General features: G+C 46.0%; 14 protein-coding genes. 12 read left to right on the top strand and 2 right to left on the bottom strand.

Going from position 1 to position 15,356, the window contains the following annotated elements; all coding sequences use genetic code 11:
- The gene (gene secF / locus BGK61_RS04450; protein WP_014977044.1) at nt 1-942 is read left to right on the top strand and encodes a protein translocase subunit SecF; all 942 of its coding nucleotides are present in this window, start codon (nt 1-3) and stop codon (nt 940-942) included.
- 74 nt (nt 943-1,016) lie between these two features.
- Here secF and BGK61_RS04445 read toward each other — a convergent pair whose 3' ends face one another.
- A complete protein-coding gene (locus tag BGK61_RS04445) occupies nt 1,017-1,913 on the bottom strand; it encodes a LytR/AlgR family response regulator transcription factor (RefSeq protein WP_076010953.1) in 897 nt (298 codons plus the stop codon).
- A gap of 109 nt (nt 1,914-2,022) precedes the next feature.
- On the opposite strand from BGK61_RS04445, the gene BGK61_RS04440 reads away from it, so the two are divergent.
- A complete protein-coding gene (locus BGK61_RS04440; protein WP_076010952.1) occupies nt 2,023-3,300 on the top strand; it encodes an acyltransferase family protein in 1,278 nt (425 codons plus the stop codon).
- A gap of 147 nt (nt 3,301-3,447) precedes the next feature.
- On the opposite strand, the gene suhB is transcribed toward BGK61_RS04440, so the two are convergent.
- A complete protein-coding gene (suhB, locus tag BGK61_RS04435) occupies nt 3,448-4,224 on the bottom strand; it encodes an inositol-1-monophosphatase (RefSeq protein ID WP_014950183.1) in 777 nt (258 codons plus the stop codon).
- A 255-nt stretch (nt 4,225-4,479) separates the two neighbouring features.
- On the opposite strand from suhB, the gene trmJ reads away from it, so the two are divergent.
- The 10 genes from trmJ (at nt 4,480) to BGK61_RS04385 (ending at nt 15,347) form a co-directional block, all read left to right on the top strand.
- Nucleotides 4,480-5,244: a tRNA (cytosine(32)/uridine(32)-2'-O)-methyltransferase TrmJ gene (gene trmJ, locus BGK61_RS04430; protein ID WP_014999064.1), complete on the top strand. Its 765-nt coding sequence runs from the start codon at nt 4,480-4,482 to the stop codon at nt 5,242-5,244.
- A 5-nt stretch (nt 5,245-5,249) separates the two neighbouring features.
- Entirely contained in the window at nt 5,250-6,074 is an 825-nt protein-coding gene (cysE, locus tag BGK61_RS04425; RefSeq protein WP_076010951.1) for a serine O-acetyltransferase, read from the top strand.
- A gap of 239 nt (nt 6,075-6,313) precedes the next feature.
- On the top strand, nt 6,314-7,753 hold the full coding sequence (locus BGK61_RS04420) for a hypothetical protein (protein WP_014999062.1): 1,440 nt from the start codon (nt 6,314-6,316) through the stop codon (nt 7,751-7,753).
- Nucleotides 7,754-7,818: 65 nt separating this feature from the next.
- Nucleotides 7,819-8,400, top strand: a complete 582-nt coding sequence (locus BGK61_RS04415) for an HdeA/HdeB family chaperone (protein ID WP_076010950.1) — start codon at nt 7,819-7,821, stop codon at nt 8,398-8,400.
- A gap of 113 nt (nt 8,401-8,513) precedes the next feature.
- A complete protein-coding gene (gene iscR / locus BGK61_RS04410) occupies nt 8,514-8,999 on the top strand; it encodes a Fe-S cluster assembly transcriptional regulator IscR (RefSeq protein ID WP_014950178.1) in 486 nt (161 codons plus the stop codon).
- A gap of 18 nt (nt 9,000-9,017) precedes the next feature.
- The gene (locus BGK61_RS04405) at nt 9,018-10,184 is read left to right on the top strand and encodes an IscS subfamily cysteine desulfurase (protein WP_014999060.1); all 1,167 of its coding nucleotides are present in this window, start codon (nt 9,018-9,020) and stop codon (nt 10,182-10,184) included.
- A gap of 494 nt (nt 10,185-10,678) precedes the next feature.
- On the top strand, nt 10,679-12,115 hold the full coding sequence (gene sufB, locus BGK61_RS04400) for a Fe-S cluster assembly protein SufB (protein WP_014999059.1): 1,437 nt from the start codon (nt 10,679-10,681) through the stop codon (nt 12,113-12,115).
- 3 nt (nt 12,116-12,118) lie between these two features.
- Nucleotides 12,119-12,880, top strand: a complete 762-nt coding sequence (sufC, locus tag BGK61_RS04395) for a Fe-S cluster assembly ATPase SufC (protein WP_014979831.1) — start codon at nt 12,119-12,121, stop codon at nt 12,878-12,880.
- Nucleotides 12,877-14,133, top strand: a complete 1,257-nt coding sequence (sufD, locus tag BGK61_RS04390; protein WP_076012314.1) for a Fe-S cluster assembly protein SufD — start codon at nt 12,877-12,879, stop codon at nt 14,131-14,133. The genes sufC and sufD overlap by 4 nt, the downstream gene beginning before the upstream one ends.
- Nucleotides 14,130-15,347, top strand: coding sequence for an aminotransferase class V-fold PLP-dependent enzyme (locus BGK61_RS04385; RefSeq protein WP_014999057.1), 1,218 nt, complete (start codon nt 14,130-14,132; stop codon nt 15,345-15,347). The genes sufD and BGK61_RS04385 overlap by 4 nt, the downstream gene beginning before the upstream one ends.
- Nucleotides 15,348-15,356 lie beyond the last annotated feature (9 nt).

Genomic DNA, 15,356 nt, shown 5'->3' with positions numbered 1-15,356 from the left:
ATGCAATTATTAAAACTATCCGATACCGTCAATTTTATGCGCCTTCGCATTCCTGCGATGGTGTTATCAACGGTACTCATTTTAGGTTCGTTCGTGTCGCTAGGCGTTAATAGCCTTAACTGGGGGCTAGACTTCACTGGCGGTACGCTAATTGAGGTTGGCTATGAAGATGCCGCTAATTTAGAAGGCATTCGCGCCCAGCTAAACGAAGCAAATTTTGAAGATGCCATAGTACAGAATTTTGGCAGCAGCCAAGATGTACTTATCCGCATCGCGCCTCGTGATGGCGTTAAAGCCGTAACTATTGGTGAACAGGTACTAGCTGCCTTGCGCGCTGACGGTACTGAGGTTGATATGCGTCGTATCGAGTTCGTAGGTCCTAACGTAGGTGAAGAGCTTACAGAGCAGGGCGGCCTTGCGATGCTAGTCGCACTCTTGTGTATTCTCGTTTATGTCGCAATGCGATTTGAATGGCGATTCGCTCTAGGGTCAGTTTCGGCACTAGCTCACGACGTTATACTTACGCTAGGTTTGTTTTCAGTACTTCAAATCGAATTTGACCTTACGGTACTTGCAGCGGTACTAGCGGTAATTGGTTATTCACTTAACGATACCATCGTTGTGTGTGACCGTATTCGTGAGAATTTCCGCAAAATTCGTAAAGGTGAGCCTGTTGAGATTATCAACATCTCGCTAACGCAAACCCTAAACCGTACTATCATCACCTCATTAACCACGGTGTTGGTATTGGTTGCATTATTCTACAAGGGTGGTGCGCTTATTCACGGATTTGCCACCGCCTTATTGTTCGGTGTAGTGGTTGGTACTTATTCATCGGTGTATATCGCAAGTTCAGTGGCACTTGCATTGGGTATTAGTAAAGAAGACCTAATGCCACCACAAGTGGAAAAGGAAGGCGCAGATTTAGATCCTATGCCTTAGTTTTACACGCTTGAAACGCACAAAAACCGCATCTACGATGCGGTTTTTTTATGCTTTATCAAAAGTGGAATTTACTACTGATTGGGGGCTAATGCTTGTTTCAGATCATCTTTATATCGCCTAGAAAGCGCTACTGATTGACCGTTATTGAGCATTATTGTTCCATCCCCTGTTTCTTCATAACCTATAGACACAATGGCAGGTATTCGCACTGCGTGCGACCGGTGCACTCGCATAAAGCCTTGATGCGCTCCTTCTTCACAAAACCGGCCAAGGGTATAACGCAAGGGGTAAACGCCCACGTGAGTATGAAGGTTAATGTAGTTTCCTGAGGCTTCTACTCGCTGTATGTCAGTGACTTGAACTAAAAACTCCTTATTGAGCTTTTTCACCAATAAATAGTCGGGTAAGGTGCTGGCCACGTTGTCATTCGATATCTGTGTTGTGTCGCGTGCAATAGGCGATGCTTCACCAATTAAGCGTTGATAGCCAAACCGTGCAATATAGTAAAAAGTAATCAGAGTTATATAGCCCCATACATCCTTTCGATACTCGTAGATGAACTCATTGAGCCATATCCCAAAGTCATAATTGCGTTCAGAGAATAAATAGACAAGCTTTCGAAACGCTACCATTAATGATACATGGGCTATTGAAAATAAACTGGCGAAAGCAAAATGCCACCCAAACCATGTCGCTCCCATTTTTACCTTCTGATCGAGTATACGTATAGCGATAATTAATGGGATGACGAGCAAAGCCGTGCTCAAAGCACTCGAGTATTCCCAAACGTACGGCTCCCAAAGTGCTACGCTGTTATTGTCGCTTCGAGAAAATTCAGTCCAACTAGACGCAGCATTGATTGAATTGTTTATAAACAAATAGGCTGTAAGCAAAACAAATGCAGCGTATTTATGTTTTGATTCAGAATCCCTAAGAAACTGACTCCATTTTTCATCCCAGTTATTCACCGCTTAACCCTTTTTCCCTTAATTCTCGTCACTTAGGCGTTTGCTGTCGGACGTCTATCACATTAGATGTAACACGTTAGTTAAACACTATTGAATAGGAGTGAGGACATTGACGCAAGCATATGTTGGTCAGGAAGCAACGTTTGTTAATAGAACTTCAAAGGGGGAGGCGAGAGAGACGGCCGTGGTCGAGAGTCCTGTCACTCAGCGTTATTTCGAGTTGGATGCGCTGCGTGTCATCGCATTTGGTGTACTCATTTTTTATCACATCGGAATGTATTACGTTTTAGAGTGGGGCTGGCATATAAAAAGCGACGTGCAATTTCCACTACTACAAGACGTGATGATATTGACCAACCAATGGCGTATGTCTTTATTATTTTTGATCTCTGCCATGGTATTTACCGTCGTGCTGCGCGGCGCTTATGGCCAAACGACCTCTCGCTGGCGTGTATCCCTTTCACTACTGGGGAAGAGGGCGTTGCGGATATTAATTCCACTTGTATTCGGTATGTTTGTTATCGTCGCGCCACAAGTTTATGTAGAGTGGACAGTAAGCGGAGCACTAGCCATGCCGTTTAGCGAGTTCTACGTTGCTTACATCAATCCAAACACTGACTTGTTTATCGACACACAATCGGTAATTGGCTTACTGACGTGGAACCACCTTTGGTTTTTACCTTACCTTTTTGTGTACAGCGCTTTCATATTGCTGCTTTTCCCGCTTATCAGATTTGTGGAAGTAAGGGCGTTGAGAGTACTCGATAGTTTGGCGCTGTTTAGCGTGTTAGTGGTTGCGATCATGACTGCCATATGGCTGGAGCTACGAGTAGCATATCCAACGTCGCACGACTTGCTTAATGATTGGTATAGTCATGCAAAGTACTTTTTTGTGATGCTGGTAGGTATTGTGGTTGTGCTTAGACCCGCATTGTATGCTGCAATTATGAAGTCCCGTCACGTAAGCTTAACCATTGCGATAGTACTTTACAGCGTCATAATTTTAGACCGTCACGACATGCTAGGCCCTACAGGGCAGTTAATGGAGTCGTCGCCTGGGTTTCGTGTTTTGGTTGGTGTAATCGTTGTACTTAATCACTGGGCATGGTTGGCAGCAATATTGGGGTTCGGTCGAAAATATTTGTCTTACCCGAGTAAGGTGGTGAGCTATTTGAACAAAGGCGTATTGCCTTACTATATGGTGCATCAAACTATAATTGTGGTGGCGGCGTTCTTTTTGAGCTCCCGTGTATCGTCGACACTCGGAGAATTTATTTTAATAACGCTAATAACCGTTGTGGGGTGCGCACTGACATACGAAGTCGCCAAGCGCTTTTTAATACTTAGATTTTTGTTTGGCCTAAAGTTAAACGAAAACTATAAGTGAGAAAAAGAAAAAGGCGCTATGTCACGTCATTCGTGTCATAGCGCCTTTACTGTTTAACTGTGCTTGGTAAATCGGCTCAGTTTATATGCTTACAAGCAATTCATTTAAGCTGCTCTTACTTAAGATGTTTCTTATTTAAGGTGCTTCTTACTTAAGATGCTTAACTAGGCCTTGAACAACCTTCACGCTACCAGCAACAATTTCACCTTTGTGAAGCGGGTCGTTTCCGCCTTTAAAGTCTGTTACCAAACCGCCAGCTTCACGAACAATAAGCTCACCTGCTGCGATATCCCAAGATTTAATGCCTCGCTCCCAGTAACCGTCGTGGCGGCCAGCTGCAACGTAAGCAAGGTCTAGCGCTGCACTACCTGCGCGGCGAATGTCGCCCACTTCGTGGAAAATTTTGTTAAGGCTTAGTGCATACTCGCCAAATTGAGACTTGTTCTTAAACGGTAAGCCAGTAGCAATAATGGTTTCAGAAAGGTCACGAGGCTTAGAAGCACGAATACGATAACCGTTAAGCTGCGCGCCTTGACCACGGCTCGCAGTAAATAGTTCGCTGCGAATTGGGTCAAAAACAACCGCTTGATCTAGGCGACCTTTGTGAAGAAGTGCAATTGAAACGGCAAAGTGAGGAATGCCTTTTACAAAGTTAGTGGTGCCATCTAGTGGATCGATGATCCACTGATAATCAGTTTCTGTGCCCAACACTTCACCCGATTCTTCACCTAGGAAGCAATGGTTCGGGTAAGACTGCTGAATTTTGGCAATAATTGCTTGTTCTGCTTCTTTATCAACTTGAGTAACGAAGTCGTTTAAGCCTTTTGACTCTGTTGCTACTTCATTATGTTTTTCAAAACCACGAACAATAACTGTTCCAGCCGCACGCGCAGCGCGCACCGCAATATTCAGCATAGGATGCATAGATAAACCACCAATTGTAAAAGACCAATGAAACAAACTAACTGTACAAAAAATAGCTAGTTGTTTTCGAAAACGGGCGGAGTCTACCAGAATCTATGCGCGATGCAAATGAATTCCCAGCACAATAGCGTGAATAGCCATCTATACTGCCGCTGTGTTAAACTTAACGCTATTAAGGTCTGTAAGATAGTACGTCAAAAGCGCGTAATATCGAATTAAAGACGCTATCCAAATAAGTACGTAGGTATTACACGCATGCTCGAGAATATTCGCATTATTTTAGTTAACACGTCTCACACGGGAAACATCGGTTCGACAGCAAGAGCTATGAAAACCATGGGACTGAGCAGCTTATATCTTGTCGACCCAGTAAATGAGCCAGACGGCCAAGCCAGTGCATTGGCTGCAGGGGCTGGTGATGTGCTTGCTAACGCGAAAATTGTAAGCACGCTGGAAGAGGCTGTTAAAGACTGTGGCTTGGTAGTAGGGACGTCTGCACGCTCTCGCACTCATTCATGGCCTATGTTAGGCCCGCGCGACTGTGGCGAAAAGCTGGTCCAAGAAGTTGAAAAATACCCGGTAGCCTTGGTGTTTGGGCGTGAGAACAGTGGTTTAACTAATGAAGAGCTGCAGCAGTGTCACTTCCATATGTGTATTCCAGCCAACCCTGAATATAGCTCACTTAATTTAGCAGCAGCAGTGCAAACCCTTTGTTATGAAATTCGCATGGCCTATCTAAATCGCGAAACATATCCAAGTGTTGAGGAAGAATATCCACTAAATGACGATTTAGAGCGTTTTTATAAGCATTTGGAAACCACGCTGGAAGGCACGTCGTTCATTCGCAAAAGTCACCCTGGGGTGGTTATGACTAAGCTGCGCCGTTTGTTTAACCGAGCACGCCCTGAGTCTCAAGAGCTTAATATATTACGCGGAATATTGGCGTCTATCGATAAATCGGTGAAGAATGCTAACTCTGGCGACGCAGACCCTGCACCAGCGATAGAAGAAAAAGAGTAAACACTATGTTCGCCCGTATAAAAGATGATATTCAAGGTGTTTTTCATCGCGACCCAGCGGCCAGAAACACCTTTGAAGTGCTAACTAACTATCCTGGCCTTCATGCAGTGTGGCTACATCGCATCAGTCACAAACTATGGAAGGCTGAATGGAAATGGTTGGCACGCAGTTTATCAACCTTTAGCCGCTGGCTTACGGGGATTGAAATTCATCCCGGCGCCACGTTAGGACGACGGGTGTTTATCGACCACGGTATGGGTGTGGTCATTGGTGAAACAGCAGAAATTGGCGACGATGTCACCCTTTACCACGGCGTTACTCTTGGAGGCACTAGCTGGAAAGCAGGTAAGCGCCACCCGACCCTTAAAAAAGGCGCGGTAGTCGGCGCTGGTGCCAAAGTGTTAGGGCCGATTATTATAGGGGAAAACGCTAAAGTAGGGTCTAACTCTGTGGTCGTAAAAGATATTCCTGACGGCGCTACAGCGGTGGGGATCCCCGGTCGTATCATTATCTCGAAGCAAAAAGAGATGAATGCGTCGGTAAACCCCGAGCGAGATAAAATTGCCCAAAAATATGGTTTTGATGCCTATGCTGTCGCGCCAGATAACCCTGATCCTGTGGCCAATGCGATGGGCATAATGCTAGAGCACATGCACCAAATGGACACCAAAGTGGAAGAGATGTGCAAGGTCATTCAGTCGCTAGGTGGCGATGTGTGTACCGATAATTTACACAATATTAGCGCTGAAGATTTCGCAGAAACGGGTTTCGACCTAACGGAAACCCAAGAGCGAGAGAAGGCTCATTCTTCTTTCGACCCCGCTATTTGAGCTTTTCTTTTATTTAAATAGGGAGGGAACCCTCTCCCCTGAATTTTACAGATGTGCAACATTATGTTGGTAATGTGCCATCGTAAGACGTGTCAACTTTCTTTACTATCCCGCATGGCGTTTTTAAAATAGCTATTAAATACAGTATGTTAAGGCGTGGCCTGATTTATGCTAAAAGACTTATACTTCCTAAGACGAAGTCCATATCAATAATTTGCATATTAAAAAAGGATTAACATATGAAATTTCTCAGCAGCAGTAAAACGCTACTGGGTATGGCTATAATCTCATCTTGTATGAGTGCGTCTATAGCTAATGCTTCAGCTATTATAAAATACGGCGATACCTATTTAGGCGTCAATAATGAAGGCCACTTAAACGTGAGGCCTTCTGAAGTAGATGGCTTGCCTGATGAATTCTTGGCAGAATTTGGTACTCAACCCGTTGGTTTATGGAGAGATGGTCTAGGTGATGCAACTTCACCAGGTTGTCTATGCGAAGGGTGGGGCGTAGCGGCTACCACATCCGATAACAGGGTATCTGGCTGGGCTAGTGTCGCCAATGGCGGAATTGGCGGCTTAACTGGAGGCACGTTCGGAGCAACTGATTTTGCGATTACGTCGTCGGTTGACTTAAGCGCTGCAGCCGTCAGTGTGCAGCATGCATATGGCCGTTCTCTTGCGCAAGGCGTATTTCAAGCGTCGGTCACGATTACAAACAATACGGGCAGTGTGTTGAACGATGTGGTATATCGTCGAGCAATGGATTGGGATATACCACCCACTGAATTTAGCGAATACGTTACTCATGTTGGTGTTGAAGCGAATTTAGAATCAAACGGCGGCAACGTGCGGTATGCTAGTGATAATGGCTTTGCAAATGTTAACCCTCTAGTAAGCGCAGGCGCACAGAATTCAAGCACCATAAATGTAGATTTTGAAGACAATGGCCCTTCTGACCACGGTTCCGTATTTGATTTCGCTTTTGGTGAAATTGAAGCGGGTGGGGCACGAACCTTTAATATATTTTATGGAAGTGCGGCCGGCGAAGATGCTGCTATCGCTGCATTAGATCTTTTGAATGCCGATGTATATTCATTGGGCCAACAAGCAGGATCTCCTGGAGATGGCTTACCTGCAACATTTTTATTTGGCTTCGGCGGGGTTGGTGGAATAGAACCAGGCAGTAGTGAGGACAATCCGGTATTACCGTTTGTACCAGCTCCCGGTGAGTTTGTTTTTACTTCTCCAGAACCTGGTCGCTGGTTCGATCCACCGTACGCTTATGGTTTCGAATATGCATTGGCTGGAGGCGCAACGTTTACTAGTCTTCAAGCGCCAAGTGCATCATTGGGGTTTGGTGATATCGAACTTGTAATTGGTGGTAGTGTTGTAGAGGTTTTGAGTCCCGGAGAGTTGTTTGATTTTTCTTCGTTAGGGTTTACTGTTTCTGAATTTAGCCTTGTAGGCTTAGATCGGTTCCTTGATGTTGAAGATCCTGATTTCGCCACTGCGTTTCCACTGTTCTTAGACTGGGACGGTGATGCCACCGAATTACTGATGACCGCATTGACAGTAGACTCTCTGCCACCAACTGGAGTCGATGAACCGCAGGTGTTAGTTTTATTTTTAATATCTGGGTTCTTCTTGGTTCGTAGAAGAGTATTGGCGCGTAAATAAGGCGTTGATTAGGTAGTAATAGCCGTCGATATTTATCGACGGCTTGTTCATGAAAGGGATTTAATATGAAGCGTTGTGCCATAATTTTGTTACTTTTCTCGTTCTCTGCCGGGTCTTTCGCTATAGACAAAAATGGAAAGTTCGCAGTGAAAGGCGTTGGTAATGCCTCTTGTGAAACTTTTCGAAAGGCAATCGAAAATAACGAGTCTCAGAAATATTTGTTCGCTGGTTGGCTCAATGGCTACATCACGGGTCAAAACCAGCATTGGCCAGAAACGTTTGATGTTTCATCATGGGAAACGGTTGAAACACTGTCAAATTACATCTATCACTACTGTGGAAAAAACCAAAAGTTGAGCTATTTCCAAGCATCAACACAAATGCTTAACGAGCTTTTTGAAAATCGCATAAGCGAATTTGTTGGCGCAGAAGAGGTGTACGTAAATGGTGCTGCTGTAAATGTATACAAGCAAGTAGTCATTGATGTTCAAGAAGCCCTTACTGAGTTGGGGTTGTTTAAAGGACCCGTAGATGGAAGTTTATCGGAAGAGCTCTACCAAGCATTAATGACTTTCAACAGAAAAAATAGCATAAGCTCTGAAAGTTACTTCGACCAACGCACCTTACACAAACTTTTACGTCGATAGATTTTTGTAATCATTTTAATCAATAATACCTGACTAATTTACTGGGTCTTATACTTGACCAATTTAGTCGGGTATGTGAAAATTCCCGCACTACAAAACGGCGGGAGAATCCAATGAAACTCACTTCTAAAGGGCGCTATGCGGTAACCGCAATGCTTGATGTCGCTTTGCATTCAAAGCGTGGTCCAGTGCCTCTTGCCGACATTTCAGAACGACAAGAAATTTCTTTATCTTACCTTGAACAGCTTTTTTCTCGATTGCGTAAAGAGCAATTGGTAGACAGCGTCCGCGGGCCTGGCGGCGGCTATTTATTAGGCCGTGAAGCAAGCAAAATTGCGATAGGCGAAGTTATTCGCGCCGTTGACGAGTCCATAGATGCGACACGTTGCCAAGGACAAGCAGACTGCCAAGGAGGCGATCGCTGCCTAACGCACAGCTTGTGGCAAGACCTAAGTGATCGCATTGCGGCGTTTTTAAATTCAATTACGTTGGGCGAGTTAATGGCAAAGCGTGATGTGCAAGAGGTAGCCGACCGTCAAGACGGTAATGCCTCACTTCGTCATATCACCAAAGATATTGAAGTTAGTATCCAACTTTAAATTGGTATTGAGTAACGCATGGCTTTATCAACACCCATTTATTTAGATTACGCAGCAACAACACCAGTAGACCCAAGTGTGGCCGAGGCAATGGCAAAATGCCTAACGCTGGATGGCAACTTTGGTAATCCAGCTTCTCGTAGCTATCGCTTCGGCTGGATGGCAGAAGAAGCGGTTGATGTTGCTAGAAATCAAATCAGCGACGCGCTTAATTGCGACCCTAGGGAAATTGTTTTTACTTCGGGGGCCACTGAATCGAACAATCTTGCTATAAAAGGCGTCGCCAAAGGTTATGCCAATAAAGGCAAACATATCATTACCGTTAACACCGAACATAAAGCGGTGTTGGATACCTGTGAGTACTTGCAAAGCCAAGGCTTTGAGGTTACCTATCTTGAAGTATCACCAAACGGTTTAATTGATTTAAAAGATCTCGAAAACGCGTTGCGCGACGACACTATTTTGGTGTCGGTGATGCATGTGAACAATGAACTCGGCGTTATCCAAGACATTCAAGCTATTGGCCAGCTTTGTCGTGACAAAGGCGTTCTTTTTCATGTTGATGGTGCGCAAAGTGTGGGCAAAATTGCCATTGATTTAGCTGAGCTTCCGGTAGATTTGCTGTCTATTTCGGCGCATAAGATATACGGCCCGAAAGGTATGGGGGCGCTATATGTGCGTCGCCGTCCCAAAATCAATCTGGTGGCACAAATTCATGGCGGTGGCCACGAACGCGGCATGCGGTCGGGTACATTAGCCACCCATCAAATTGTTGGAATGGGTGAAGCCATCGCGCTAGCCTCCTCAAAATTGGAAGAGGACAGTGCGCGCATATTAGCGCTGCGTGAATCGCTTTGGAAGGGCCTTCAACAGCTCGACGATATCTATTTAAACGGCCACGCAACACAGCGTATCCCGGGCATTCTAAATGTAAGTTTTGCTAATGTAGACGGCGAAAGCTTGATGATGGGCTTAAATGACATTGCCGTATCTTCAGGGTCGGCATGTACGTCAGCGAGTTTAGAGCCTTCGTATGTGTTAAAAGCGATTGGCCGCAGCAACGAATTGGCGCATGCAGGGATTAGATTCAGCGTGGGGCGCTTTACGACCCAAGAAGACATCGATTACGTAATACAAAAAGTAGTCGATGTAACCACAAGACTACGCCAAGCGGTTTCAGCATAAACGCCTATACCGTCGTCTAGTTAGGCGACTGGCTGAACGCGCAGAACAGAGAGATTAAGCCATAGTGCTTTATTCATAGCTAAACGTAGTGGCCGAATAAGCATTGTAACAGTGGTTTGAGCGCGCGTTTTTGTATTAGGCAAAGCGTAGGTTGTGTTAGTGCATTCCTTTTATTTTAGTGAATGTGGAAGAAAATTAATGCGCGTTTGAAGGAAATTGACCTTTAAGCAGCGCTTAAAACGCGTAAGTAGCCATAAATTAATGGCTGAATATTTGAGTGAAATAGTCGGGTATTATATACTACGGCACCAAAATTTTAGGCTGTCCGCAATGTAACTGGCAGTTTCGACAATGCTTTTGGGGAATTACCCAAGTAAATTAAGTTGTTGAAGTTGAAAGTCTATATAAATTACCAAGACCGTGGGGTGATTTATTTGCCAGTTAAGTAGAAAGGTTAGTGGCAGCAAATGCAGGCAAACAAGTGAGATCCCAACATGAGTGAACAGATCGAACAGGCGTTAGAAAGAAAGTACGATGCGGGTTTCTATTCAGAAATCGAATCGGAAACGTTTGAAAGCGGCCTGGACGAGTCGGTTATCCGCCGCATATCAGCAATGAAAAACGAGCCTGAATGGATGCTTGAATGGCGTTTGAAGTCTTATCATGCATGGCTAGAAATGGAAGAGCCAGATTGGGCGCATGTCGACTATCCGAAAATCGATTATCAGGCCATTTCTTATTACTCGGCACCAAAGAGTATGAAAGATAAGCCTAAGTCGCTAGATGAAGTTGATCCTGAGCTACTTCGCACCTATGAAAAGCTGGGCATTCCTCTACACGAGCAGGAAATGCTGGCAGGTGTTGCGGTAGATGCGGTATTCGACTCGGTATCGGTTGTTACGACGTTCCGCGATAAGCTTGAAGAAGCGGGCGTGATCTTTTGCCCAATTTCTGAAGCGCTTCAGAAGTACCCAGACCTTGTAAAGAAATACATTGGTTCGGTAGTGCCGCGCACAGATAACTACTTTGCTGCGCTTAACAGCGCTGTATTTACTGACGGTTCATTTGTTTATATTCCAAAAGGCACACGTTGCCCAATGGAGCTTTCTACTTATTTCCGTATTAACGAAATGAACACCGGTCAGTTCGAGCGCACCTTGATTGTTGCTGATGAAGGCAGCTATGTAAGCTACCTTGAAGGTTGTACCGCTCCACAGCGCGATGAAAACCAGCTGCATGCGGCAGTGGTTGAGCTAGTGGCAATGGACGATGCGCAAATTAAATACTCAACGGTACAGAACTGGTACCCAGGTGACGAGAACGGTAAAGGCGGTATCTACAACTTCGTGACAAAACGTGGTGTAGCGCATACTAATGCCAAAATCTCGTGGACGCAGGTTGAAACGGGCTCTGCGGTTACGTGGAAGTACCCAAGCTGTGTACTTAAAGGCGACAATAGTGTAGGTGAATTCTACTCAGTAGCGCTAACTCGCGGTCGCCAGCAGGCTGATACCGGTACTAAGATGATCCATGTGGGTAAAAACACCAAGTCGACCATCATCTCTAAAGGTATCTCAGCGGGTCACAGCAATAACGCCTATCGCGGGCTGGTTCAAATGGGCCCTCGCGCAGACGGTGCACGTAACTTCACCGAGTGTGACTCGCTACTTATCGGTGACAAATGTGGCGCGCACACGTTCCCGTATATCGAAAGCCGCAACCCTTCTGCGATTGTTGAACACGAAGCAACAACATCGAAGGTGAGCGACGAACAATTATTCCTGTGTCAGCAGCGTGGCTTAGACACAGAGAAGGCCGTTTCTATGATTGTTAACGGTTTCTGTAAAGAAGTATTCAAAGAGCTGCCAATGGAATTTGCCGTAGAAGCCGGCAAGCTGCTCGAAATTAGTCTTGAAGGTTCAGTGGGGTAATCAATGCTTAGTATCAAGAATTTACATGCCAGCGTGGAAGAGAAGAACATCATTAAAGGTCTTAACCTTGAAGTTAAACCTGGTGAAGTACACGCTATCATGGGCCCCAACGGTGCCGGTAAAAGTACACTAGGCTACGTCCTATCTGGTCGTGATGGTTACGAAGTAAGCGAAGGCGAAGCAACGCTTAACGGTAAAGATCTACTAGAGCTTGAAGTAGAAGAGCGTGCCCGCGAAGGCCTTTTCCTTGCGTTCCAATACCCCGTTGAGATTCCTGGCGTAAGCAATATGGAATTCATGAAAGAGTCAGTTAACGCTATGCGCGAACAGCGCGGCGAAGCGCCATTAACTGCTGCCGAGTTTTTAAAGAAAGCAAAAGAAGCGTGTAAGCAAGTACAGCTTCCATTAGATTTCTTGAAGCGCGGTGTAAACGAAGGTTTCTCTGGTGGTGAGAAGAAGCGTAACGAAATCATGCAAATGATTTTGCTAGAGCCGAAACTTTGTATTCTTGATGAATCAGACTCTGGCCTTGACGTTGACGCACTTCAGGTTGTTGCCGATGGAGTTAACAGCCAGCGCGACGGTGAGCGTAGCTTCATTGTTGTTACCCACTACCAGCGTCTTCTAGACTACATCAAGCCTGACTTTGTTCACATTCTTGCCGATGGCAAAATCGTGAAAAGCGGTGACGCGTCACTTGCGCTAGAAGTCGAGAAGAGCGGATACGCATTCCTAGGTAAAGCGTACGAGGAGGCTGAAGCATGAGTCAATGGCTAGAACAGGTCATTGATGCGGCGCAAATCTCCGATTACCTAGCGCCCGTGCGTCAGCAGGCCTTAGAAAAGTTAAAAGCCGATGGTTGGCCAGCCCGTAGAAACGAAAGCTGGCGTTTTACGCCGCTAACACCCGTTGAAAAGCGTGAAGCTAAGCAAGCGGTTCAGGCAGACAGTTTACCGGTACCTGCTATCGATAACCTAAATGCTATCGACCTTGTATTTGTAGACGGTGTCTTGGTCACGCAGGTTAACACGCTAAATGTGCCAGCGGGCATGAGCATCACGTCACTTAATAATGATGATACTGCCACGCAGCAAGCAATCAGCAGTGTATACGGTCAGGTTAAACCAACCCGTCATATGTTTGGCCTAGTTAACGATGCGCTGTGCCAACACGGTATATTTATTAATGTTGAAGCAGGCGTGAAAATCGACACGCCAGTGCGCATTGTGAACATGGCGTCGCAAAATGTTGATGCTCATACGCGTGTGGTGGTGAAGGTCGCTGAAGGCGCGAGCGCCACGGTTATCGAGCAAGGTTTTGGCGATACGGAAAGCTTAACCACAGCGTTTGCTGAATATGACCTAGCTGATGATGCACATCTAGAACACTATCGTTTTGCTATGTTTACTGGCAAAGCTAAGCAATTAGGCGGCAGCCACTTCAAACTTCATAACCGCACCACGCTTAACAGCACCATGGTGGGCTATGGAAGTGAGCTTTCCCGTTTAGATGTAGACATTCATCACGCCGGCGAATTTGCCGATGCAAAAATGAACGCCATTTATCTTCTGGCGGAAGGCGAGTTATTTGACCTTCACTCTACCATTGAGCATGCCATGCCTAACGGCACAACAGAAGAAAACGCGCGTGGGATTGTAGGCGATAAAGCACGTGCCGTGTTTAATGGTCGCATTCATATTCATCGTGACGCGCAAAAGACATTGGCTGAACTTAACAACCGCAACTTGTTGCTATCTCGCCGCGGCGTTATCAACACCAAGCCTGAGCTTGAAATTTATGCTGATGACGTAAAATGTGCTCACGGTGCAACGGTTGCTGAAATTGAAGAAGAAGCCTTGTATTACATGCTTACCCGCGGCGTTTCTCGCAGTAAAGCACTGGTAATGCTCAACTTTGGCTTCATTCAAGAGCTTATAAATGACGTGCCTAATGCGGCAATCCGTGAATGGCTAGCACCAATTTTAAGTGAGCGCTTCGCCCAAATGGAGGTGAAATGAGCTTAGACGTTGCAGCACTTCGTGCCCAGTTTCCTATTTTATCTAAAACGGTAGACGGCAAGCCGCTGGTCTACCTAGATAATGCGGCAACAACACAAAAACCTCAGGCCGTTATCGACGCCTTAGTAGATTTTTACACGGGGACGAATGCTAACGTGCACCGCGGTGCGCACCATTTATCGGATGAAGCCACGCGCCGTTACGAAAATGCACGTACCAGCGTTGCAAAGTTCATTAACGCGAAAGCGCGTGAAGAAGTTATCTGGACATCCGGCACCACAGAAGCCATCAATATAGTCGCCAATGGTCTTGGACAGCTACTAAGCGAAGGTGACGAAGTGATGGTGACTGAGCTTGAGCACCACGCAAACTTGGTGACCTGGCAACAAGCGTGTCGCCGTTCTGGTGCAACGCTAAATGTTGTACCTATTTTCGACAGCGGAGAGTTAGACGTAGACGCTTTCGATAGGCTGCTGTCTGAAAACACTAAGCTGGTGGCGTTTCCTCACGTATCGAATGCACTAGGTACGGTGAACCCAATTAAACTGCTTACTGAAAAAGCGAAAGCGGTAGGCGCATGGGTGCTGGTTGATGGCGCACAAGGCATTGCTCACGGCGGTGTTGACGTACAAGACATTGGCTGTGATTTTTACGCATTCTCGGGACACAAGCTATTCGGTCCAACAGGCATTGGCTGTCTGTGGGGCAAAAAAGAGGTGCTAGAAACCTGGCCTGTTTGGCAGGTAGGCGGCGAGATGATTAAAGACGTGACCTACCATGAAGCTACATGGGGTGCATTGCCAAATCGTTTAGAAGCCGGTACGCCAAACATCGCAGGTGCCATTGGTATGGGCGCTGCAGTAGATTGGTTTAGTGCCCTTGATGTCAATGCTTTGCATGAACATGAACAAAAGCTGCTTGCCTATGCTACCGAGCAGGCCGAAGCGTTTGACGGTATGCGGATAATCGGTACAGCACCTGAAAAGGTAGGCGTGCTGAGCTTTCTATTGGAAGGCGCGCACCCGGCGGACGTGGGCTTCATTCTAGATAGACAAGGCGTTGCGATCCGTACCGGTGATAACTGTGCACAGCCGCTAATGAAGCGCTTTGGCATTCCGGGTACTGCCCGAGCGTCGTTCTCAATTTACAATACGCTTGAAGAAGTCGACAGCCTATTTGCTGCGCTTAAAAAAGCAAAAATGATGTTGGCCTAAGGAGGCATT

It is taken from the genome of Alteromonas abrolhosensis, from assembly GCF_001953635.1.
GTDB classification, from domain to species: Bacteria; Pseudomonadota; Gammaproteobacteria; order Enterobacterales; family Alteromonadaceae; genus Alteromonas; species Alteromonas abrolhosensis.
Note: the sequence above shows the minus strand (reverse complement) of the source record. Positions and strands in the feature narration are given on the sequence as shown.

Bases quoted from the DNA above. Each gene is read 5' to 3' on its own strand.
- secF (WP_014977044.1), top strand. From the start codon at position 1: ATGCAATTATTAAAACTATCCGATACCGTCAATTTTATGCGCCTTCGC.
- suhB (WP_014950183.1), bottom strand. From the start codon at position 4,224: ATGCATCCTATGCTGAATATTGCGGTGCGCGCTGCGCGTGCGGCTGGA.
- trmJ (WP_014999064.1), top strand. From the start codon at position 4,480: ATGCTCGAGAATATTCGCATTATTTTAGTTAACACGTCTCACACGGGA.
- cysE (WP_076010951.1), top strand. From the start codon at position 5,250: ATGTTCGCCCGTATAAAAGATGATATTCAAGGTGTTTTTCATCGCGAC.
- BGK61_RS04420 (WP_014999062.1), top strand. From the start codon at position 6,314: ATGAAATTTCTCAGCAGCAGTAAAACGCTACTGGGTATGGCTATAATC.
- BGK61_RS04415 (WP_076010950.1), top strand. From the start codon at position 7,819: ATGAAGCGTTGTGCCATAATTTTGTTACTTTTCTCGTTCTCTGCCGGG.
- iscR (WP_014950178.1), top strand. From the start codon at position 8,514: ATGAAACTCACTTCTAAAGGGCGCTATGCGGTAACCGCAATGCTTGAT.
- BGK61_RS04405 (WP_014999060.1), top strand. From the start codon at position 9,018: ATGGCTTTATCAACACCCATTTATTTAGATTACGCAGCAACAACACCA.
- sufB (WP_014999059.1), top strand. From the start codon at position 10,679: ATGAGTGAACAGATCGAACAGGCGTTAGAAAGAAAGTACGATGCGGGT.
- sufC (WP_014979831.1), top strand. From the start codon at position 12,119: ATGCTTAGTATCAAGAATTTACATGCCAGCGTGGAAGAGAAGAACATC.
- sufD (WP_076012314.1), top strand. From the start codon at position 12,877: ATGAGTCAATGGCTAGAACAGGTCATTGATGCGGCGCAAATCTCCGAT.
- BGK61_RS04385 (WP_014999057.1), top strand. From the start codon at position 14,130: ATGAGCTTAGACGTTGCAGCACTTCGTGCCCAGTTTCCTATTTTATCT.